Source organism: Chroogloeocystis siderophila 5.2 s.c.1 (assembly GCF_001904655.1).
Taxonomy (GTDB): Bacteria; Cyanobacteriota; Cyanobacteriia; order Cyanobacteriales; family Chroococcidiopsidaceae; genus Chroogloeocystis; species Chroogloeocystis siderophila.
Genome location: NZ_MRCC01000014.1, coordinates 45,365 through 66,758 on the forward strand (window position 1 = coordinate 45,365; position 21,394 = coordinate 66,758).

The following is a 21,394-nucleotide window of genomic DNA, read 5'->3' on the forward strand; positions in this document are numbered from 1 at the left end:
CTACCATTCTAGCTTTTCAAGCTTATTGTATGCAGCGTAGGTAACTTATCCAAAAAGCAAAAAGCGAATCGAAATAAATAATGCAGCCGCGATCAACTGCACAATCATCACTGGAATACCATAATGCAAAAAAGTATGAAATGAAATGCGTCGTCCATGCTGTTCTGCAATTCCTGCTGCAACGATATTAGAAGAAGCCCCAACTAATGTCCCATTTCCACCGAGCGTCGCACCAAACATCATCGCATAAAATAATGGCAAAACTTCAGGCGGTAACTCACCATGAAAGCCTGGCTGTAATATTTCTGGTGTTGCTAATCCTACATTAACGACATATTCTTTAAGCAATGGCACCATTGCAACAACTAGCGGAATATTTGGGACTACACTCGATAAAATCCCTACTAAAAATAATAAAACCAGTGAACCCAAAGTAATATTTCTCCCTAAAATATACGCAAAAATTCCAGATATACTACTAACAACACCTGTTTTTTCTAAGCCTCCAATTATGACAAATATACACATAAAAAATATCAAAGTACTCCAATCTACGTCCCTTAAAATATGATTAACTGTCTCGATTTTGCTATGATGCGAAAGGAGTAAAGCTAACGCGGCTCCCAATAATGCTACTGCCGCAGGCGAAATTGGAATTGGCAGCATTTCTCCTATAGCAAAGAATAGTAGTACAAAGGCTATAAGGACAATTCCTAAAGTTAAAACGCGGGGATGATTAATCTGAGGATGCGGTAACTGCTCTAAGCTATCCAACTTTTTCCGCCAAATTTTAGGAAATAAATAAGGTAGCATGAATACAATTGCTCCTACTGCAATAATTCCTCCTAAGCTCAACCGTCCTAAGTAAGCCATAAAGCTAATATTCACCGCATCGCCAACAATAAATGTTGCTGGATCTCCTACCAACGTTAATAAACCCGCACTATTCGCAACAAATACCATCAAAATCAACAAAGGAACAAAATTAACTCCTACATCCTCAGCAATTGGAGGAATCAGCGGTGCTAATAGCATCACTGTCGTAGCATTCGGTAATACTGCACAAATAGGAGTTGTAATTGCAACGATTCCGAGTAAAAGGCGTTTACCTTGTCCTTTAGCTAAGATAACTATTTGAGTAGCGAGATAGTCAAACACTTTTGTTGGTTCAAAAGCTCTGACTAATACCATTACTCCAAAAAATAATGCTAGTGTTGAGTAGCTTCTGGCAATATAAGTAACAGCTTCTGCCAATGTCATGATGTTGGCAAAAACTAGCAGCAGTGCACCTAAAAACGCTGCAATAGTTAGGTGCATTTTTTCTGTCATAATTAAGACAATTACACTAATAAATATTATTGAGCTAAAGATTGCTTGCCAGCTTGCCATCGCCTTGTCTCAGGTAAATTAAGTATAACAGAAATGTTAGGAAAAACTAAATTCAAGTATCGTCTAAATAGAGTTTAGCTGCTTATATGTTGTATCAAATTATCATGATTTTCGGATAGATTTTTTGGGAAACAAACTACAAAACACTCAAAGTACATGAAGAAAAGAGAATTTACAATCTATGTAACAGTGCTATCTTATTCGTCTTGAGAAAAATAGCGTTCTAGGAAGTTGAGTGCGTGATTACGGATCTCGTAATATTCTTTGGAGTTACGCATAGCAACGCGATCGCGCGGGTGAGAAAAGGGTACATCGATAATTTCCCCAATTTTAGCAGCTGGTCCATTAGTCATTAAAACAATTCGATCTGACATATAAATTGCTTCATCAACATCATGGGTAATCATCAACACAGCTTGTCGATTGTGTTCCCAAATATCTAATACCTGACGTTGCAGCTTACCACGTGTTAAAGCATCCAACGCCCCAAAAGGTTCATCCATAAGTAACATTTTTGGGCGAGTTGCTAAAGCCCTAGCAATTCCAACACGCTGTTTCATACCCCCAGAGATCTCATCAGGATATTTGTCAGCTGCTGCTGTCAAATTGACCATCGCTAGATGTTCATTGACTATGCTAATTTTTTCAGCATGTGAAGCCTTTTTTAAAACTTCATCTACAGCCAAGCGAATATTTTCTCGGACTGTTAGCCACGGTAGCAACGAATACTGCTGAAATACCATCATTCGCTCAGCACCAGGTTTGTGTATTTCTCTACCATCGAGACGTACAGAACCATAAGTAGACTTTTCTAAACCAGCGACAATTTTAAGAAGCGTGGATTTACCACAACCTGAGTGACCAATTACAGAAATAAATTCATCTTCGTTGATAGTTAAATTGATACCATCCAAAACAACAAATTCACCTCGGTCAGTAGGGTAAGATTTGACTAAGTTTTCAACTTCTAAAAAACCGCTGTGACTGAAGTTTTCTTCGCGATGATCAGTCTGATAAGAAGTAGATTTCACCTGAAAAACCTCCATAAAAATGAGTAATTGCTTTTAAGATAAAAAGAAAGATTTAGGACGATTAGCGCGGATTTCAAAACTATTGAGATACCCTACTGGATCGCTGGGGTCAAAAGCATTATTATCAATGAACTTGGCAGCAGGTACAATTTTGAAATCATCTTTGGGACACTTAATGCCCATTTCTGCGGCAATTTCACGGTAAAGATCTGTCCTCCATGCTTTTCGCGCTACTTCTTCAGCATTTTGAGGAATTGATTTGATTTGTCCCCAACGTGCTGCTTGCGTCATCAACCAAATGCTTTCTGATTGCCACATGAAAGTTGAGTGATCGTTGGGAATTTGAGCAAGGTTCGGCGGTAAATCAAAGAAAATAGTTGTATCAGGCGATCGCGCAATTCTTTTTTGGTTATCAAAACCGCCGTAATTGTATTCGCCGACAATTGCTGCGCGAGTTAAATTCAGCTTGGCACCAGTAAAAGACTTATTTGTAATAATTTCGGCAACTTCTTCTCGATTGTTAGGATTGCTGCAATACTGACAGGCTTCGATCATAGCTTTGACAAGCGATCGATAAGTCTTAGGATTTTCCTCGATGAAGGACTCCATCACAGCTAGCAGTCTGTCTGGGTGTCCTTGCCAAATCTCTTTTCCTTGGGCAAAAGTAAAGCCAATACCTTCATTTCCAGTAATTGCCCGTGTATTCCAAGGTTCTGCCACCATATAAGCTTGCATCGCACCAATCCGCATATTGACTACCATCTGTGGCGGAGGAACAATAATGATGCGAAACTCTGCGTCGGGATCGACTCCTGCTGCTGCGGCTAAATAACGCACAAAGTACTCATAAATTGCCGAACTCAGTACAACAGCCCAAACTTTTTGTTCTGCTGGCAAATTCTGAAAATAGCGACGAAAATCTTGCCCAAACTCAGCTAAATTACGGTTATACTCCTGCCAAGGACGCAAGCCTGATTCCCACATTGCTTGATTCATCGTCATTGCGTTACCGTGACGGTGAATTGTCATCGCAGCACACAAGGGTGCATGACGCGCACCTTCTGCACCTATACGGGCATTTGTGACAGCGCCACATACCACAGGAGAAGCATCAAGGCGACCAAAAATAATGCCATCGCGAGATGTACCCCAGCTTGCCTCACGACTAAGTGTGACATTTAAACCATATTTGCGAAAAAACCCTTTTTCCCATGCCACCGCAAACGGTGCACAATCATTGACAGGGACGTATCCTACAGTAAGGTTAGGTTTTTCTAATGTTTGTGGATCGACGACTTGTTCCACTGCCAAAGCAGCAGTAGATAGTCCTTGAGGTGCGCGATTAGCATTAATAGCACACGCAGATAATGCCGCACTACCTGCTGTCGCACCCATTCCTAAGAGAAAGCTTCGCCGACTCCAATAGTTCTTGTCGGTATAATTCATATCAGCAATTAGTAGTCAATATTAATAGTTCTTAACTTTTCGGGCGATGCGTTACCAATTCCTGAATATTGCCCACAGCATAATCAAGCACCAATCCTGTTAAGCCAATAACTAATACAGCTAGGAAGACTGAACTTAAATTGAGGCGACTCCATTCATCCCAAACAAAAAAGCCAATACCAACACCACCTGTAAGCATTTCTACTGCAACAATTACGAGCCATGCAATGCCGAGACTGATTCTTAAACCTGTAAAAATGTAAGGTAAACTCGCAGGTAAGATAATTTTGGTAATCTGTCGCCAACGCGGCATTTCCAGCACTCGCGCTACATCGATATAGTCTTTATTAACGCTAGAAACTCCCAAAGCTGTATTGATAATTGTGGGCCATAGTGAAGTGATGAAGATGACAAAAATAGCAGAGGGATCGGCTAAATTAAAGATAGCAAGCGAAATAGGTAGCCATGCGAGTGGCGATACAGGTTTGAAAATTTGAATTAAAGGATTGAGGGCTAGCAAGGCTTGTTTAGACATCCCAATCAGAAAACCAATCGGTATGGCGACTAAAGCACCTAGTCCAAAACCAATTAATACCCGTCTTAAACTTGCCAGTAATAACCAACCAAGTCCTAAATTTCCAGGTCCCCGTCGGTAAAATGGGTTCAAAATGTAGTCTAAATTGGCAATGAGTGCCTCAACTGGGGTAGGCATTAAGTTGGTTAAGAAAGTGGCAATAAACCACCACAGAATAATCACTCCTAAGAAACCAGCAGCAGGAAGTAGAACAGCATCCCGCACTACAATAGGTCGTACTTTTTTCCAGGTACTCTGTCCTGCAACTGCTAAAACAGCAATCAGGTTAAACACTATTAAACTCCCCTCAGGATTAAAAGCAGGCACAAAAAACTATGTGCTTTACTACCTAGGAATACTGACGAGAGCAAACTATTAGTAGTAATAGGAATGCTAACTCTTCAGTCTCCTCTCAATGCCTACGAAGTTAGCTGACGGGCTAGGATAGAGAGTTATCCCTCTGCACTTAACAGATACGCCCCAAAACTTTGGTTCCTCCGCTCTAGACTTTCCTTACAAGGCAAAAGTCTAGATTAGGCTGACTTACTCATGATAATTTTTACTACCATAGCACAGGGGTGCCACAATATCAAGATTCGTTACGTCTTAAGGATTTTCAGGGTGAACTTTATAAAGTTGCGATCGCTTCTAGCACTGCGCTGTACGATTGCCACAAAGCATGAATCAGGCTCGCGTCAATAATTCAGTGGGCGATCGCTTCACAATTACACTAAGTTAAGACAAGTAGACTTGCTTCGTGCTGTTCTAAATACTGCCAAAATGTTTGATTTTAGCCAGATATTGCTTGATAAAAGTGACACAATCATTGAAAACTGGGTAGAAGCTGTACGCCGAGATCGGCAGATTGAAAGTACTGAAGGTATGTGCTACACAGCAATACGCAATCACGTACCTTATGTCCTCAAAGCTATGGCTACAGTGCTATCAAAAACGACAGAGGATGATCTTCAAACCCTAATTGAGGCAAGTTTAGTACACGGCATTCACCGTGCGGAAGAAGGTTTTGACCCACTGGAAATTGCCCGCGAGTATCGTTTACTAAGACGAGCAATTTTCTCAGCATTAGAACCAGATTTACAGCAAGTCTTGTCAACAGAAGTTATTCGAGTTTTTCGCCTCATAGATGCAGTTGTCGATGATGCGATCGCGCGTTGTTTTCAAAGTTATGTAGATGAGCGCCTACGCGAATTACAGCAACTCCAATCGCAGTTAACACTACACAATCAAGAACTGACACGCTTAATTCGGGCAAATCAAGAAAACTTCTCACACCTTGCCCATGAACTCAAAAATCCTTTAACCTCAATCATTGGTTATTCCGATTTATTTATCCGCCTACAAAACAAAACCGAAGTCAAAGATAACTATAAAAACATTGAACATATCGAACGCGTATTGCGCAATGGTAGACATTTGCTGCGCCTAATTAATGATGCGCTAGAAATATCGCGGTATGAAGCAGGGAAAATGACACTTCATCCTGCACCAACCGACACGTGCGTCGTTATCCAAGATGTGCTAGATATGCTACAACCGATGGCGCAAGAAAAAAATTTGCAGATCGCTGTAGACTTAGCAAACGCTCCGAAACAAGTCATCACAGACGCGTTACGTTTTCAGCAAATTGTTACAAATTTGGTAAGCAATGCCATTCGTTACACCCCCGCAGGAAGTATAACCATCAAATGTTATACACTAGAAGACAAATGGGCGATCGCCGTCAGCGATACCGGAATTGGTATCGCCCCCGAAGATCAATCAAGAATTTTTGACCCCTACTACCGCGTTAGCGACATTCCAGAATCACATCTACCAGACAGCACTGGGTTAGGACTCGCAATCGTGACTCGCTTAGTTAAACTTTTGCAAGGCGAAATCAAACTTGTTTCCCAACTTGGAATCGGTTCAACATTCACGGTAATCTTACCAATGGAAGTAAATGAGAGTTCAGAAGTCGGGGATCAGAGATCAACGTCAAAATAGTACTGTTGAGTGTTTTAATCTGCGCAAAGATGTGCAAGATATAAGCATTCCCATATTATAAAATACCCCTGACCTCTGACCTCTAACCTCCGATCCCTCTTTAGTAAAAACAATGCCTGTACTCAACACCTCCTCAACTGTGACAGCATTTCCCTTAACCGCTGTTGTTGGTCAAGAAGCCATAAAATTAGCACTGCTACTCGCAGCCGTCGATCCAGGCTTGGGAGGAGTCGCGATCGCAGGTCGTCGGGGTACGGCAAAATCAGTGATGGCACGCGCCCTGCACGCACTATTACCCCCAATTGAAATCGTCAAAAGTTCGATGTGTAACTGCGATCCTAACCGCCCCGAAGAATGGGACGATCAGTTAAGAGACATCTGCGATCGCACACAAGTAGAAACCGAAGTTATTCCCGCGCCGTTTATCCAAATTCCTTTAGGCGTCACCGAAGACAGGCTATTAGGCTCAGTTGATGTTGAACAGTCAGTCAAACAAGGAGAAACCGTTTTTCAACCAGGATTACTTGCCCAAGCGCATCGTGGCGTTCTCTACGTCGATGAAATTAATTTGCTCGATGACAACATCAGCAACCAGCTACTAACCGTTTTAACCGAAGGACGTAACCAAATCGAACGCGAAGGCATTAGTTTTCAGCATCCTTGTCAACCACTCTTTATTGCTACCTACAACCCCGAAGAAGGCGCACTCCGCGAACACCTCCTTGATCGTATTGCGATCGCACTTTCAGCAGATGAAGTCCTAGGAATCGACGAACGCGTTCAAGCCGTCGAACAAGCAATTTCTTATGCGCGATCGCCTCAAGAATTTCTCCAGCAATACAGCGAAGACATCGATAGTCTCAAAACGCAAATTATCCTAGCGCGAGAATGGTTAAAAGATGTTCGCATCAGCCACGAGCAAATCGCTTATCTCGTTGATGAAGCCATCCGCGCCGGAGTGCAAGGACATCGCGCAGAATTATTTGCTCTCCGCGTCGCCAAAGCCGCAGCTGCACTCGATGGACGCACCACAGTCAGCGCCGAAGATTTACGTCGGGCGGTGGAATTGGTTATCGTTCCCCGCGCAACGATGATACAAATACCTCCCGAAGAGGAAACACCACCGCCACCACCGCCACCACCGCAAGATCAATCCGAACAACCGCAAGACGAACAAGAAGAACAAGAAGAAGACGAAGAGGAACAAGAGCAAACACCACCGAGTATTCCTGAAGAATTTGTATTTGATCCGGAAGGCGTGATTCTCGATCCAAGCGTGCTGTATTTTGCGCAAATGGCTAAACGCCAGGGTAAAGCTGGTAGCCGCAGCGTCATTTTCTCGGAAGATCGCGGGCGATATGTTAAGCCAATGTTACCGAAAGGTAAAGTGCGCCGTATTGCCGTTGATGCGACACTCCGCGCCGCCGCCCCCTATCAAAAAGCGCGTCACGAACGCCAACCAAATCGCAAAGTCATTGTCGAACAAGGCGATATTCGCGCCAAGCGGTTAGTGCGCAAAGCTGGGGCGTTAGTTGTGTTTGTCGTCGATGCTTCTGGTTCAATGGCACTCAACCGAATGCAAGCCGCAAAAGGTGCGGTGATGCGCTTACTCACCGAGGCGTATGAAAATCGCGATCAAGTTGCTTTGATTCCCTTCCGAGGCGAACAAGCAGAAGTACTACTACCGCCAACGCGTTCGATCGCCGCAGCCCGAAGAAGACTCGAACGATTGCCGTGTGGAGGTGGTTCGCCGCTAGCGCATGGTTTAACACAAGCTGTTCGCGCCGGAACAAATGCCCAAATGTCTGGCGATATCGGTCAGGTTGTTATTGTAGCAATTACCGATGGACGCGCTAATATTTCTTTGTCACGATCGCTGGGTGAACCCCAGATCGAAGGCGAAAAACCTGATATTAAAGGCGAATTGCTAGATATTGCTGCGCGGATTCGCGCCTTAGGAATGCAGCTTCTTGTAATTGATACCGAAAGTAAGTTTATTTCGACAGGATTTGCCAAAGAACTGGCGCAAAAAGCCGGAGGAAAGTACTATCACTTACCAAAGGCAACCGATCAAGCGATCGCCACCATGACGAAGAATGCAATATCAAGTTTGAAGTCTCGCTGACATGAGACAATAAGAGCAAACCAAGAGGGGTAAGGCATTCCTTACCTATATTAGTAGTTGATTGACAGTGCAACAGGAATTGCCACCAGGATGTTCTGTACGCCCAGCCGCTAAAAATGACCTATGGGCGATTCGGAAATTGGTGCTAAGCGCTAAACTCGATCCAACTCAATTAAATTGGTCGCAGTTTTGGGTGATTGAGTGTCATCAAAAAATTGTCGCTTGTGGACAGTTACGCAACTTCAATACAGTACAAGAACTGGGTAGTTTAGTCGTCTCACCCGCTTGGCGCGATCGCGGTTTGGGAAGTTATTTAATTAACCATTTGATTGCGCAAGCAACGCAGCCGCTTTACTTAGAATGTGTTGGTAACAGATTAGCTTTGTACTACACTCGCTTTGGTTTTGTGCCAATCTCCTGGCAAGCCTTACCCCAAAGCCTTAAACTCAAGTTTGGGATTTCGCAGTTAGCCGCAGTCCTAATTCCTTTTTTAACAGTGACGATTATGCAGTATCAGGGGAATGCTCGCGAGCAAGCGGTGATCGCTACTCAGTAAAATAAGTAAAAATCAACTCAACTTGATAGCTGGTAACTAGGCAATAGTAATTAGCGATTAGAGAGAATAAGAAGCAACATCCCGATTACCTAACAATAGTTGACAGTTTATGAGCTTCTATAATGTCCTAACTCTATTGACTAGGGCTATAGGTGAAAATCAACTTAACTTGATGGCTGATAACTGGTCATTAGTAGCAATTAGCGCTCTTCGGTTAGCTGTTAGCGTCTGTTGTAGCTAAATGCTAATTGCCAAGTGCTAAAAGCTTTCCCATTACCTAACAATAGATAATTATCTTTATTCGTGTATACTGCCATCGGGCATCGTAGCGCCACTTAGCCTCGCAGATTCTAGATTTGCTCCACTCAAGTTTGCACTGGCAAGATTTGCTCTTTCTAAGTTGGTATTCCTTAAATCTGCGCCACGCAAATCTACTGATACTAAATTCACTGCACTTAAATTAGCTTGACTCAGGTTTGCACCACATAGGTTAGCTTCACTCAAGTTGGCTCCGCTAAGATTTCCTTGAAACACAACCCCAACTAAATTAGCTTGTATCAAAGTAGCACCGCTCAAGTTTATTTTGTCAAGATACGTGTTTTGCAAATTCGCATGACTTAAGTTAGCTGCTGTAAAATTTGCTCCCTCTAAACTTGCTCTACTTAAGTTTGCCTCAGTGAGATTCGCTGCAATTAAATTTGCGTATTTCAGGTTAGCTTCACTCAAATTAGCAGCACAAAAGCTTGTTTGCAGCATAATTGCACCACTGAGATTCGCCGCGCTGAAGTTTGCTTGATTGCAGTTGGCTTCACTTAAGTTTGCTCCACTCAAATTCGTCGTATAAAAGTTTGTTTCTCGTAAATCTGCCTTAGTTAAACTAACCTCTTTGAGGTCGTAGCCTGCTAAATTAGCCTTTGATAAAACAGTACTAGGAGCAATCAGATAAGCTTCTGCTGCTGTTAAGTCAAAACCTTCAGGGAATATTGTGGAAAAGTCATAAACTGCTTGTCGTAGGTTCGCATTTTGAAGATTGGCTTCAGTAAAATCAGTAGCTAATAAATTAGCACGACTTAAATTCGCTTCGCGCAAATTAACTTTATAGAGGTTGGCTTTCTGTAAATTCCCTTTACTAAGATTTGCTCTCCTGAAGTTAGTTTCTTCAAGCTTTACCTGAAAAGATAAGTTGACTCCACTTAAATTAGCATCGCTTAAATTAGCTCGCTCTAGCTTAGTTTTAGAGAAAATAGCTTGTCTTAAATCTGTATTTTCTAAGTTTGCTTCAGTTAAATTTGTCTGTTCTAATACTGCTTCAGAAAGTTGAGCATCTTTTAGATTGGCGTGACTTAAGTTTACTAAACTAAGATTGGCTTTGCTTAAGTTTGCCTGTACCAAGTTAGCGTGACTAAAATTCCAGACACTCGCGTTTAAAGATTCTCCACTTAAATTAATTTGTGCCAGATTACAACCGGAAAAATTACGCTGTCCATTATTATATCGCTGCCAAAATTCTTCAGTGGTGATATTTAGTTCAGTATCTTCATCGGTGCGATCGTCTGTATCTAAGTCGTCACGAATAAATTGGCTATTGAGATCGGAGGCTAAGCTAAAAGTGTTAGGTTGGGTTAGGTTGAGTTCTTGTAGTCTAGCTAATGCATCTTGCAGTTTAGTAATCTGCTGTAGCTCTGGTCGATTGTCAAACTGCTCACTCAGGCTATCTAAGCGCCGTTTTAATTCTGTTAAATACTTAACAAGCACATTTTGCTGTTGTTGTAACTGTTCGACTTGAGAAACTAGCAGACGGTAATCGTCTGGTGTTTCCCTTACAGGATCTAATTCTGAGTTAGACATGACTTAGACATGACAAGGTTAAAAAACAGTTAGGCAACTTAATCTATTATGCGATCGCCTCCAGTAATGGGGTATTTTTCGCGAATAAAAATAAGTTTTGCTCTAACTCTTCTCGAATACTACAGGTGACACATCCAGCATCTATACTATCAAATAATACTTTGGACATATCATAATATTGCTGTAACGCCTGCTTCTGGTGATCGCTAAAACGACATCTTTGTAGTTTTTGAGCCGCAGAATTCAACTTTGGTGAATCAGCTTCTAGATCGCTTGATAAATTGCTATCTAAAGCACCAGAAATCTCAAAATCAATACCAAGAATACACTCGATATAAAACGCACGAACTGCTGCGGGTTTGTAATCATAATTTATCTTCAGTGATTGATGTTTTAACCAAGTTAGAAAAGGTTGCAAAGTTACTTGTGATTCAATTAAAGTATCAATTTTAGACTTCATTAGTAGCAAGAGATAGTCTGTATTCGGTAACATACTTGCTACTAGAGTGCAAATTTGATGCCAGCGATTTTCCGTTAATTGCTCTACAAGCTGTTTGAGCGCTTGCTCTAATCCCTGTACAGTATATCCTTCTACAATTGCTTTTGCAGCTAAATATTCATGAAAAGAAAGAACTGAAAAAGCATAAATACCAGACGTCCATTCGGTAAAGAGTTCGTAATGAGCTTGAATAGATTGTAGAACTTCCTTGGCTTGCGCACGTGTTTCTGGCTCAATTTGGGTTTTGAATATTTTTTGTAGATAGTCACTGATATACTGCTCTAGCTGCTGTTGCTCAAAAAAGTATTCTCCTTGTGCAAAAGTCATCCAAGCAACATAAGTTAGCAAACCTTCTTTTTGTTGCAACGACAAGCTTGTGAAAATTTTGTCTTTTGCATCTTCAGTGCTACCCCACTGCTTTAAGAGAATTTGTAATCCTACATGATAAAGCTGGGCGCGCTGTAGTGGAATTTCGCCTGTTTCTTCAAAAACTATACGTAATAAAGTTAACAATAAAGGGTGGCTAAGTATCTGTTTAACAGTTTCATGATCTTGGATTTTTCCAGGTAGTTGCGGCTTTTGAGTTTTAAGCCATATTTTTTTATACCTTACTTGCTTTTGCTCGTCGAGCTTAATATTTTGTTCTATAGATAAATTTTTTCTTTTTCGTGACTCTACAGTTACGTTGAGCATGAGAATTGGATAGTGGTAATGATATAATTTTGTAATGAACTGCTTACTTATAGCGTTGCAGTTAAGAATAAATTAACAAAGTAAGTATTAAGCTCCGGCTGCTAAGGCTGGTGCTTGTAATAGATTAACTAACTGTACTTTACCTCTTTGAAGGTAGCGGGTAACTGTCATTGGGCTAGTGCCAATGTGTTGGGCTGCTTCTTTACGCGAAAGCTCTTTTAAGAAAACTAGTTCAACTGCAATTCTTGTTTTTTCCTCCATTTGACTCATTGCGCCTTGTAGTTGCTGGCGATCCTCTTCTTGTTGCTGTAAGCTCGTAGAGCGAGGGTCAGCAAGTGCTTCTCCTAAAGTAATTGGGCAATCGACATGATGAACAACAGTAGTATCTAGGCTTAAAGTAATTCGGTTTTGAATTGCTAATTTGCAATCGAGCCACTCTTGTATAGAAACTTGTAAGCAGCAAGCAATTTCGATATCTGTTGGACAGCGCCCTAATGAAGAAGTTAGTTTTTTACGTACTTTTTGTCCCTGGTTATAAATTTCTTGCCAACGTCGAGGAATTTTAATAGCACACGCGCGATCGCGTAAAAAATGAAGAATTTCCCCACGAATATAAGGCACAGCAAAAGAACTAAAAGCATAGCCTTGACTCGGATCAAATCGTTCAATTGCTCGAATCAAGCCCAAGTAGCCAATTTGTTCTAAATCTTCGTATGGCTCAGTACATTGATGGCTGAATTGATGTGCTATTTTCCTGACTAAACCACTGTGCAATTTAACCAGTTTATTTCGTAATTTAATCGAAGGTTTTTGATGATATGAAACAAGTAAGTTCCGTGCTTCTGAATAGTCAGCGTATTGAGTTTTCGGCATAAAAACTCCGATAATAATTAAAAAAGAGATTTTTAGATATTTGTGTAAAAAAATAACTAAGCTTGAATCCAAGCTGCAATTATTGTCGGTAGAGAAAGCATAAGAAACCATCGTTATTCCACTGAATTTATCAAGGTTGCCCTTTGACAAATCGGGATTTTTACGTATATTTTCTGAGTAAGTAGCATCGCTTCATTGTCTTCATAGCTAGACAGATCGCTCTGAGAATCATCGGGTAGTTATTCATTGGAAGTCTTCAGTAGCATTCAGTAACGACCGATTAAGACGAAAAAGGCTTGGCAAATTCACACATCTGAAAACGACAAAAAATTCAGTAGCTTGAGTAGGAACTAACCTCAAGCGGGTTCTACTGTCTTCAGTAGTGCGTGGAGGAACTAAAAGTCTTATCCAAAGACTTGGATTGAGAGGTTGTCGATAATCGTTAAAATCAAAATACAGTTCAACACACGATCGCAAAAAAAATACTGTCTACTTAGGGGATATGGAAGTCTTAGAAATCAAACGCGAAGTCGAAAGGTTATCTCAGCGCCTGGGTAAAACCCAGGACTATCTTTGACGTACCAGCACTAACCGCCAAAATTCAAGATCTTGAGCAAATCGCAGCGCAACCAGAATTTTGGGAAGATCAAGCAAGTGCGCAGCAAACGTTGCAAGAAATGAACGATCTCAAAGCACATTTACAACAACACGCACAATGGCAAGCGAGTTTAGAAGATACTAAAGCTGTGCTGGAACTATTAGAGTTAGAAGCAGACGAAGCACTGCTAAACGAAGCTGCCGCGAATGTAACGCAACTTAATCGAGAACTCGATCAGTGGGAGCTACAGCAGTTACTCTCTGGTCCTTATGATGAAAAAGGCGCAGTTCTCACAATCAATGCAGGTGCAGGAGGAACAGACGCTCAAGATTGGGCAGAAATGCTGCTCCGGATGTACACGAGGTGGGCAGAAAATCAAGGATATAAAGTCAATCTTGCTGAACTTTCTGAAGGCGATGAAGCGGGAGTTAAGTCAGCTACGCTAGAAATTTCTGGTCGTTATGCTTATGGGTACTTGCAAGGCGAGAAGGGAACGCATCGCCTAGTACGCATTTCCCCTTTCAACGCCAACGGTAAGCGACAAACAAGCTTTGCTGGTGTGGAAGTCATGCCACAAATAGATAATTCTGTGCAGTTGGACATACCAGAAAAAGACTTAGAAATTACAACATCAAGGGCTGGTGGTAAAGGCGGACAAAACGTTAACAAAGTAGAAACCGCAGTCCGCATCGTCCATATTCCTACTGGGATTGCAGTGCGCTGTACTCAAGAGCGCAGTCAGTTGCAAAATAAAGAAAAAGCACTGGCGATCCTCAAAGCAAAGCTGCTGATCGTTGCGCAAGAACAACGAGCGCAAGAAATCGCCCAAATTCGTGGCGATATGGTAGAAGCTGCTTGGGGAAACCAAATTCGCAACTACGTCTTTCACCCCTATCAATTAGTGAAGGACTTGCGGACTAATGTGGAAACAACAGCGATCACCGATGTTATGAATGGCGAAATCGATTTGTTTATCCAAGCCTACCTACGTCAAGAAAATCAACTTGTAGAGAGTAACATTGCTTAGTTGAGGAGAAATAGAGGAAACAGAGGGTAGGCGGGCAGTTGGGTTATTGAGTATTAAAGAGCAATCATCATCAAAATCAAATTTCTCCCACACTCCCACTAGCCTCTAGCTGCTGCTTTAACAAACTGTTACATTAAAGGAAGAATATTTCTAGCCGTATATCGCGTGCAAGCGACAATACTTAATTATGAGCAATTCGTCTTTACCAGAGCAAACTGTAAGCCATCCGACGCAATCACCTTCAACCACCACCGAACTGCGACCAAGTTATGTTAAGCTTGCCATGCGTAATATGGTGCGTAAGCGAGCTACTTCGTTGCAACATTTTGTTTTAACGACTGTTGGACTTTTAGCTGTTCTGGTAGGGCTTGCTTATCTAACTCGATGACAAAACAACTGCAAGTCGAAATCAATGTCGAAAACTGTTTTTTAGATTCCCCAACAGCAAAAGATTTATTAGTAAACCAACAAGTTAATTCCAATTTCATCGCCATAGAGACGTGGGAAGCTTGGTTTGCGTGTTGGATCGAAAGCCTGCAAAAATATCTTCCTCCAGCATTGGGATACGAACTGAGCCTGCGCTTAACTGACGATGCAGAAATTCAAGTGTTAAATGCGCAGTATCGACAGCAAAACAAGCCTACCGATGTACTAGCATTTGCAGCATTAGAGACAAATTTCCCTCTGCCGAGTGAGATGCGATCGCGTCTTCCTTTATATCTTGGTGATATAGTAATCTCGGTTGATACAGCTGCACGGCAAGCAAATCAGCAGAATCACTCGCTGACAATTGAGCTAGCTTGGTTAGCAGCGCATGGTTTGCTTCATCTTTTAGGTTGGGATCATCCCGACGATGACAGCCTCAACCAAATGCTCAACGAGCAAACTCACTTACTAAACAAAGTTAATCTTGTCGTGATGTAGCTAATCAAATTTCTATTGCCAGTTGTTACTTTCCTGTGAGACGATGAATTACCGCTATTCAAGCAAGTTTCCTCAATAACTCCTGTGTTCTGGTTTCGTGTATATGTCCCAAGAAATTTCTACATCACAGCCAAACCGACCAGAAATAGCTTCGAGAAAGCGGGAGTTTTCTTGGCGAGTCGCTGCCAATTTATTAATTAGTTTTAAATATGCCTGGAATGGGATAAGTTACACTTTTGTTACCCAGCGCAATTTTCGGATTCATTTATTAATTGGCGCTCTAGCAATCAGCTTGGGCATTTTATTACATTTACAACCGATTGAGCTAGCCGTTATTAGCATTACGATTGGATTAGTACTGGCATTAGAGGTCTTGAACACAGCAATCGAGTCGGTCGTCGATCTCACAGTCAAGCAAACTTATCACGAACTCGCTAAAATTGCTAAAGATTGCGCAGCAGGCGCTGTTCTTGTTACTGCGTTAGCCGCTGTATTTGTTGCCGGAATTCTCTTATTACCTCCCTTGCTCGTCTTATTACGCGCCGCTTTATGATAAAGAAGAGTAAGAATGAGGATAAATAACCTTGCTCATCGTTATCGATAACTACGACAGCTTCACCTACAATTTGGTTCAGTATCTCGGAGAACTCGCAGCCGATTTTCCGGTAGCGGCAGAAATCCAAGTTTACCGTAACGACCAAGTTACCTTAGAGCAAATTCGCCAGTTGCAACCAGCAGGTATTGTCATCTCGCCAGGACCTGGACGCCCCGACGATGCTGGAATTTCGTTAGATATCATTCGTCACCTAGGACCAGATTTACCGATTCTCGGTGTGTGCTTGGGGCATCAAAGCATTGGTCAAGTTTTTGGCGGCAAAATTGTTTCTGCGCCAGAACTCATGCACGGTAAAACATCTGAAGTTTCACATACAGGTATTGGTGTTTTTAAAGGATTAGAAAATCCTTTGACCGCAACTCGGTATCATAGTTTAGCGATCGATGGGCAAACCTGCCCAGACGTACTAGAAATTACGGCTTGGGTAGACGATGGCACAATTATGGGTGTAAGACACCGAAACTATCCGCACATTGAAGGCGTCCAATTTCACCCAGAGAGTGTGCTGACAAATTCAGGAAAGCAGCTACTACGAAATTTCCTGGAACAACTGGAGAAAAGATGAAACGGCGACAATTAATGCAATATGCTGGGGCGGGGTTGCTGACAACCGTGGCGACGACCCTAGGCAAATTTCAACCTGCTGTCGCACAAGCAGGTTCGTTAACAGTTCAATGGTTAGGTCATACGTGTTTTCTGTTTAATGGAGGCGGAACCCGCGTTTTAGTCAATCCTTTTCGGACATTGGGTTGCACCGCAGGCTATCGCCCTCCAAACGTTGCGGCAGATCTAGTACTGATTAGTAGTCAGTTACTCGATGAAGGTGCTGTAGAATCAGTGCCAGGAAATCCCCGCTTGGTTTTTGAACCAGGCGTTTATGATTTTAATAATATCCAGTTTCAAGGAATCGCCACCGACCATGATCGCGTCGGCGGAAAACGTTTTGGTACAAATGTCGCGTGGCGCTGGACACAAGCAGGTATCAACATTCTGCATTTGGGAGGTGCGGCGGCACCAATTACGACTGAGCAAAAAATCTTAATGGGAACTCCTGATGTCGTTTTTGTTCCTGTGGGAGGCGGTCCTAAAGCTTATAATCCTCAGGAAGCAAGAACAGCAGTGCAAGCACTGAATGCAAAACTTGTTATTCCGACGCACTATCGTACCCAAGCCGCAGACGAAGCTAGCTGCGATATTGTTGCGCTTGACGAATTTCTGGCAGTCATGGACGGAATGCCTGTACGCCGCGCAAATTCTGACACAATTAGCTTGAGCGCAGTAGACTTACCACAAAATGGTTCGGCAATTCAAGTTTTAAGTTATCAATTTTAGCGATCGCCTCACACACCCACCTTAGCAGCCTTGTTCAAGGTGGTTCGACTACAATTAAGCATAAAGAGCAACTTTAAAAGCAGCAATGCAAGCAGAATATCGCCAGCGTCGCGAACAGCTGATGACGAAAATCGGTAATGGAACTGCAATTTTTCGCAGTGCGCCGACGGCAGTTATGCACAACGACGTGGAATATACTTACCGTCAGGATAGCGACTTTTTCTATCTAACAGGATTTAATGAACCTGAAGCTGTCGCAGTTTTAGCGCCGCATCACCCAGAACATCGCTTTATCTTGTTTGTCCAGCCCAAAGAACGAGAAAAAGAAGTTTGGACGGGCTATCGTTGTGGCGTGGAAGGGGCAAAAGAACGCTATGGCGCAGACGAAGCGTATCCGATCGCCGAACTCGATGAAAAATTACCGCAGTATCTCGAAAAAGCCGACCGGATTTATTACCGCTTGGGACGCGATCGGGCGTTTAATGACAAAATTCTCAAACACTGGCAGCGCCTACTCGCAACGTATCCTAAACGCGGTACAGGACCAATCGCCATAGAAGACGTTGGCATACTGCTACACGCGATGCGACTAACAAAAAGTCCAGCCGAATTAGAATTAATGCGCAAAGCGGCGGAAATTTCAGTCGAAGCCCACAATCGGGCAATGGCGATCACGCAACCAGGGCGTTACGAGTACGAAATCCAAGCCGAAATTGAACACGTCTTTCGCCGACGCGGTGGTATGGGACCTGCGTACCCCTCGATAGTTGCTTCTGGTACAAATGCGTGTGTGTTGCACTACATCGAGAACAACTGCCAAATGCAGGATAATCAACTGCTACTCATCGACGCCGGATGTGCTTACGAGTACTACAACGGAGATATCACGCGGACTTTCCCTGTCGGCGGTAAGTTTACACCGGAACAAAAAATACTGTACGAAATTGTCTTAGAAGCACAACAGCAAGCGATCGCACAAGTAAAACCAGGAAATCCTTACAATGCCTTTCACGATACAGCCGTGCGCATCCTTACTGAAGGTTTAGTCGAATTGGGTATCCTCAAAGGTGAAATCGACAAACTCATCGAGGAAGAAAAATACAAACTTTTCTATATGCACCGTACAGGACACTGGCTAGGTTTAGATGTTCACGATGTTGGCGTTTATCAACATGGTGACAATCCTCAAATTTTACAGCCTGGGCAAGTTCTCACCGTCGAACCAGGGCTTTACATCGTTCCCGATACCAAACCCGCCGAAGACCAACCCGAAATTGATCCCCGCTGGAGTGGTATTGGTATCCGGATCGAAGATGATGTGTTAGTCACGGAAACTGGTAACGAAGTTTTAACCGCAGGTGTTCCTAAAGCAATTTCAGAATTAGAAAGGTAAAGATGGTAAACAGTTGACAGTTTGTAAGCATTTATAATGTCCTAACGCTATTGACTAGGTTGACAGTTGATAATGGTACTACTTCCACGACGGCTACTTCGTGCTGATTGGTTCTCACCAAAGCAGAACGTTATTTTGGTCGATACACCATCTGCGGCTAACGAAATAGCCTTTATGCTAGGCGGCGAGTGGGACGGATGCAACAGCGTTGTGTTAGATAAATGTGACGAGGTAGCTGTCAATACTGCTGCTAGCCTGATCCAAGCGCAATGGTGTTATGCAGGGGCAGAAGTGACTTATCTTGCCCGATTAACTGCTAACGAGTTACTACGACGCTATCAAGCAGGCGAGAGAAATTTCACCAATGCTAACTTAAGAGGAATCTCGCTCGATTCTGACAACTTAAATGCCATCAATCTTAGTTGGGCAAAGCTTACAGGAGCTACACTTCAACAAACAAACTTAACTTATGCTGATTTAACCGCAGCCGACTTAATAGCGACTAATTTAAGTTTGGCAAACTTAAGTAGAACAACGCTAGCAATGGGCAACCTAACACGGGCGAACTTATCACAAGCAAACCTCATCGGTGCAAATTTATATCGCGCTTGCCTGAGAAATGCCGACCTCACACAAGCAGACCTCACCGGCGCAAACTTAACTCTAGCAGATCTCACTGGTGCAAACCTCAATCAAGCTAAACTAACTCACGCCAATTTAACAGGGACAAAGATACAGCTTTTAGATGAATAGTAGAGGTCAGGGTTTTTGAGAGTACAGGCACAAGGGAGACTTTGTATTCTTTGTGGTTCTTTTCAACACCGCACCAACTGCGACTCTTTGCCTACCTTATTCATCTCAGCTTCAGCCGCCGCTAAATGCTTCAACAAAGTCGTCTGTGCAAGTGGTCCTTGAATGTGACTCCAAGGCAAAACCTGATCGCGCGACCAATCGCTATACACGTAAAAATCTAAATCAGGAATCTGCCCGCGTAACGTTTTAAACGCCCGTCGGTAACTCCCCAACGAGTCGCCGTAATGCCGCGTTAACTCTAATAACTGTGATAAACGGCGATCGCCCCGCGACAACAAAGCTTGAATCACCGACCAATTGTAACTTTCTGGACGAAAATCAATTCCTTGGGGTTTAAGTTGCTTCTGCAAAAACTGCGATCGCTTCTCAGCTTGGCGGTTGACTCCATACCACTGAAACGGCGTATGCGCTTTCGGAACAAACGTACTGCATCCTAACGTTAATCGTAATCCAGGTGCGGCTTTTTTCAGCAATTTCATCATCGCGACAGTTTGTTCGAGATCTGCCATGTCTTCTCCAGGAACTCCCACCATCCCGTAGAGTTTTAAACTGCTTAATCCTCCAGCTTTGGCATTAACCGCAGCTTGCATAATTTCATCATTATCGAGTTTTTTATTAATGATCCGCCGCAAACGTTCTGAACCACTTTCGACGGCAATTGTCAACGATCGCGTGTCACGTTTTGCTAATAATCGCGCGAGTTTTTCTGTTACGGTATTTGTGCGTACCGAGGCAATACTTAAACGGATATGGTTGTACTCTGGCTTACTCAAGTACTTTAACAAAGCATCAAACTCAGGATGCTGAGTCACCGACGCGCCTAATAGACCAATGCGATCCGTTACAGCTAATCCTCGTTCTATTGCTGGAATGAGTGAACTCTCAAAACTTGCAGTCCGAAATGGAAGTGTTAAGTAACTTGCCAAGCAAAAGCGACACATTTCAGGACAACTGCGTACCACTTCCACCATGTAAATATTCTCCCACGCAGCTTTTTCGGTGACTACGGTAGAAGCAGATAACGTGTTACCGCGATAAGTTTGCTTTTCTACAACGTTGGGAACTGCTGCGAGAGGTTCAATTAACTCAATCGTACCTGTAGGATCGTGATACGTAACTTCGTACAAACTGGGGATATAAACTCCTGGAACTTGTGCCAAATGTTGCAACTGAGTTGGGCGATCACTATTACGAACTTCTTTGTAAGCAGCAATAAAATCTCCTAGTAAATTTTCCCCATCGCCTAGCAAAATAACATCAAAAAAATCCGCAAACGGTTCTGGGTTTGCTGTCAATACTGGACCACCGCCAAAAACCAGGGGATCGCTGTTACTGCGCGCCTTTGCCCGAATTGGAATTTCCCAAGACTCAAGTAAATTGAGAATATTAACGTAATCGAGTTCCCACGACACAGAAAAACCAACCAACTCAGGATCGCGTGGTAATTGTTCGTGAATATCAGTAAATAAGCGGCTTACTTGCACATCTGACCGCATTGCTAAAGTTGCCCACACGACTTGATAACCCAAGCTAGTGATTCCCACGCTGTATTCATTGGGAAAGGCAAAAATCGTACGAATCGCATCGCTATCTGGAGTTGCTGGGTTAAATAAAAGGCGTTCGTTGGCAAAAACAGAGGCAGTCACTGGCGTT

General features: G+C 42.8%; 19 protein-coding genes and 1 riboswitch. Of the genes, 11 read left to right on the forward strand and 8 right to left on the reverse strand.

Going from position 1 to position 21,394, the window contains the following annotated elements:
• Nucleotides 1-45: 45 nt before the first annotated feature.
• The 4 genes from NIES1031_RS16730 to ntrB all read right to left on the reverse strand — a co-directional run bounded on the left by NIES1031_RS16730 (nucleotide 46) and on the right by ntrB (nucleotide 4,734).
• Nucleotides 46-1,389, reverse strand: a complete 1,344-nt coding sequence (locus NIES1031_RS16730; protein WP_073550652.1) for an ArsB/NhaD family transporter — start codon at nucleotides 1,387-1,389, stop codon at nucleotides 46-48.
• A gap of 197 nt (nucleotides 1,390-1,586) precedes the next feature.
• Entirely contained in the window at nucleotides 1,587-2,435 is an 849-nt protein-coding gene (locus NIES1031_RS16735) for an ABC transporter ATP-binding protein (RefSeq protein WP_073550653.1), read from the reverse strand.
• A gap of 18 nt (nucleotides 2,436-2,453) precedes the next feature.
• Nucleotides 2,454-3,866, reverse strand: coding sequence for an ABC transporter substrate-binding protein (locus NIES1031_RS16740; protein WP_073550654.1), 1,413 nt, complete (start codon nucleotides 3,864-3,866; stop codon nucleotides 2,454-2,456).
• 31 nt (nucleotides 3,867-3,897) lie between these two features.
• The gene (gene ntrB / locus NIES1031_RS16745) at nucleotides 3,898-4,734 is read right to left on the reverse strand and encodes a nitrate ABC transporter permease (RefSeq protein WP_218596840.1); all 837 of its coding nucleotides are present in this window, start codon (nucleotides 4,732-4,734) and stop codon (nucleotides 3,898-3,900) included.
• Between the two features lie 107 nt (nucleotides 4,735-4,841).
• A riboswitch (cyclic di-AMP (ydaO/yuaA leader) is annotated at nucleotides 4,842-4,990 on the reverse strand.
• 230 nt (nucleotides 4,991-5,220) lie between these two features.
• On the opposite strand from ntrB, the gene NIES1031_RS16750 reads away from it, so the two are divergent.
• From NIES1031_RS16750 to NIES1031_RS16760, 3 genes are all read left to right on the forward strand, one after another.
• A complete protein-coding gene (locus tag NIES1031_RS16750) occupies nucleotides 5,221-6,444 on the forward strand; it encodes a sensor histidine kinase (protein WP_073550655.1) in 1,224 nt (407 codons plus the stop codon).
• Nucleotides 6,445-6,556: 112 nt separating this feature from the next.
• Nucleotides 6,557-8,569 carry a magnesium chelatase ATPase subunit D gene (bchD, locus tag NIES1031_RS16755; RefSeq protein WP_073550656.1) on the forward strand — a complete coding sequence of 671 codons (2,013 nt, stop codon included), beginning with the start codon at nucleotides 6,557-6,559 and terminating at the stop codon, nucleotides 8,567-8,569.
• 67 nt (nucleotides 8,570-8,636) lie between these two features.
• Nucleotides 8,637-9,125 (forward strand): GNAT family N-acetyltransferase, encoded by a 489-nt coding sequence (locus NIES1031_RS16760; RefSeq protein WP_073550657.1) that lies wholly within the window; start codon nucleotides 8,637-8,639, stop codon nucleotides 9,123-9,125.
• A gap of 297 nt (nucleotides 9,126-9,422) precedes the next feature.
• Here NIES1031_RS16760 and NIES1031_RS16765 read toward each other — a convergent pair whose 3' ends face one another.
• The 3 genes from NIES1031_RS16765 to NIES1031_RS16775 form a co-directional block, all read right to left on the reverse strand.
• Nucleotides 9,423-10,973, reverse strand: a complete 1,551-nt coding sequence (locus tag NIES1031_RS16765; RefSeq protein WP_084544382.1) for a pentapeptide repeat-containing protein — start codon at nucleotides 10,971-10,973, stop codon at nucleotides 9,423-9,425.
• Nucleotides 10,974-11,019: 46 nt separating this feature from the next.
• Entirely contained in the window at nucleotides 11,020-12,165 is a 1,146-nt protein-coding gene (locus tag NIES1031_RS16770) for an NACHT domain-containing protein (protein ID WP_073550658.1), read from the reverse strand.
• An 87-nt stretch (nucleotides 12,166-12,252) separates the two neighbouring features.
• Nucleotides 12,253-13,038 (reverse strand): RNA polymerase sigma factor SigF, encoded by a 786-nt coding sequence (locus tag NIES1031_RS16775; RefSeq protein WP_073550746.1) that lies wholly within the window; start codon nucleotides 13,036-13,038, stop codon nucleotides 12,253-12,255.
• Between the two features lie 502 nt (nucleotides 13,039-13,540).
• Here NIES1031_RS16775 and prfB point away from each other — a divergent pair.
• The 8 genes from prfB to NIES1031_RS16815 all read left to right on the forward strand — a co-directional run bounded on the left by prfB (nucleotide 13,541) and on the right by NIES1031_RS16815 (nucleotide 19,681).
• A protein-coding gene (prfB, locus tag NIES1031_RS16780; protein WP_143167799.1) for a peptide chain release factor 2 occupies nucleotides 13,541-14,663 on the forward strand; the annotation gives its coding sequence in 2 pieces (ribosomal slippage) (nucleotides 13,541-13,612 and nucleotides 13,614-14,663; 1,122 coding nt in all).
• A 187-nt stretch (nucleotides 14,664-14,850) separates the two neighbouring features.
• The gene (locus NIES1031_RS16785) at nucleotides 14,851-15,051 is read left to right on the forward strand and encodes a DUF3285 domain-containing protein (RefSeq protein WP_073550660.1); all 201 of its coding nucleotides are present in this window, start codon (nucleotides 14,851-14,853) and stop codon (nucleotides 15,049-15,051) included.
• Entirely contained in the window at nucleotides 15,048-15,587 is a 540-nt protein-coding gene (gene ybeY, locus NIES1031_RS16790) for an rRNA maturation RNase YbeY (RefSeq protein WP_178378163.1), read from the forward strand. The genes NIES1031_RS16785 and ybeY overlap by 4 nt, the downstream gene beginning before the upstream one ends.
• Before the next feature lie 103 nt (nucleotides 15,588-15,690).
• The gene (locus NIES1031_RS16795; protein ID WP_073550661.1) at nucleotides 15,691-16,140 is read left to right on the forward strand and encodes a diacylglycerol kinase family protein; all 450 of its coding nucleotides are present in this window, start codon (nucleotides 15,691-15,693) and stop codon (nucleotides 16,138-16,140) included.
• Between the two features lie 31 nt (nucleotides 16,141-16,171).
• Nucleotides 16,172-16,768 carry an anthranilate synthase component II gene (locus tag NIES1031_RS16800; RefSeq protein ID WP_073550662.1) on the forward strand — a complete coding sequence of 199 codons (597 nt, stop codon included), beginning with the start codon at nucleotides 16,172-16,174 and terminating at the stop codon, nucleotides 16,766-16,768.
• The gene (locus NIES1031_RS16805) at nucleotides 16,765-17,535 is read left to right on the forward strand and encodes an MBL fold metallo-hydrolase (protein WP_073550663.1); all 771 of its coding nucleotides are present in this window, start codon (nucleotides 16,765-16,767) and stop codon (nucleotides 17,533-17,535) included. Before NIES1031_RS16800 ends, NIES1031_RS16805 begins: the two co-directional genes overlap by 4 nt.
• 85 nt (nucleotides 17,536-17,620) lie before the next feature.
• Nucleotides 17,621-18,928: a Xaa-Pro aminopeptidase gene (pepP, locus tag NIES1031_RS16810; protein ID WP_073550664.1), complete on the forward strand. Its 1,308-nt coding sequence runs from the start codon at nucleotides 17,621-17,623 to the stop codon at nucleotides 18,926-18,928.
• A gap of 72 nt (nucleotides 18,929-19,000) precedes the next feature.
• A complete protein-coding gene (locus NIES1031_RS16815; protein WP_073550665.1) occupies nucleotides 19,001-19,681 on the forward strand; it encodes a pentapeptide repeat-containing protein in 681 nt (226 codons plus the stop codon).
• Nucleotides 19,682-19,743: 62 nt separating this feature from the next.
• On the opposite strand, the gene NIES1031_RS16820 is transcribed toward NIES1031_RS16815, so the two are convergent.
• Nucleotides 19,744-21,387, reverse strand: a complete 1,644-nt coding sequence (locus NIES1031_RS16820) for a B12-binding domain-containing radical SAM protein (protein WP_073550666.1) — start codon at nucleotides 21,385-21,387, stop codon at nucleotides 19,744-19,746.
• Nucleotides 21,388-21,394 lie beyond the last annotated feature (7 nt).

Coding starts and splice junctions, on each gene's coding strand:
- NIES1031_RS16785 (WP_073550660.1), top strand. CDS start 14,851: ATGAGCAATTCGTCTTTACCAGAGCAAACTGTAAGCCATCCGACGCAA.
- NIES1031_RS16750 (WP_073550655.1), top strand. CDS start 5,221: ATGTTTGATTTTAGCCAGATATTGCTTGATAAAAGTGACACAATCATT.
- pepP (WP_073550664.1), top strand. CDS start 17,621: ATGCAAGCAGAATATCGCCAGCGTCGCGAACAGCTGATGACGAAAATC.
- NIES1031_RS16805 (WP_073550663.1), top strand. CDS start 16,765: ATGAAACGGCGACAATTAATGCAATATGCTGGGGCGGGGTTGCTGACA.
- bchD (WP_073550656.1), top strand. CDS start 6,557: ATGCCTGTACTCAACACCTCCTCAACTGTGACAGCATTTCCCTTAACC.
- NIES1031_RS16730 (WP_073550652.1), bottom strand. CDS start 1,389: ATGGCAAGCTGGCAAGCAATCTTTAGCTCAATAATATTTATTAGTGTA.
- NIES1031_RS16775 (WP_073550746.1), bottom strand. CDS start 13,038: ATGCCGAAAACTCAATACGCTGACTATTCAGAAGCACGGAACTTACTT.
- NIES1031_RS16815 (WP_073550665.1), top strand. CDS start 19,001: ATGGTACTACTTCCACGACGGCTACTTCGTGCTGATTGGTTCTCACCA.
- NIES1031_RS16795 (WP_073550661.1), top strand. CDS start 15,691: ATGTCCCAAGAAATTTCTACATCACAGCCAAACCGACCAGAAATAGCT.
- NIES1031_RS16740 (WP_073550654.1), bottom strand. CDS start 3,866: ATGAATTATACCGACAAGAACTATTGGAGTCGGCGAAGCTTTCTCTTA.
- NIES1031_RS16735 (WP_073550653.1), bottom strand. CDS start 2,435: ATGGAGGTTTTTCAGGTGAAATCTACTTCTTATCAGACTGATCATCGC.
- NIES1031_RS16770 (WP_073550658.1), bottom strand. CDS start 12,165: ATGCTCAACGTAACTGTAGAGTCACGAAAAAGAAAAAATTTATCTATA.
- NIES1031_RS16765 (WP_084544382.1), bottom strand. CDS start 10,973: ATGTCTAACTCAGAATTAGATCCTGTAAGGGAAACACCAGACGATTAC.
- ybeY (WP_178378163.1), top strand. CDS start 15,048: ATGACAAAACAACTGCAAGTCGAAATCAATGTCGAAAACTGTTTTTTA.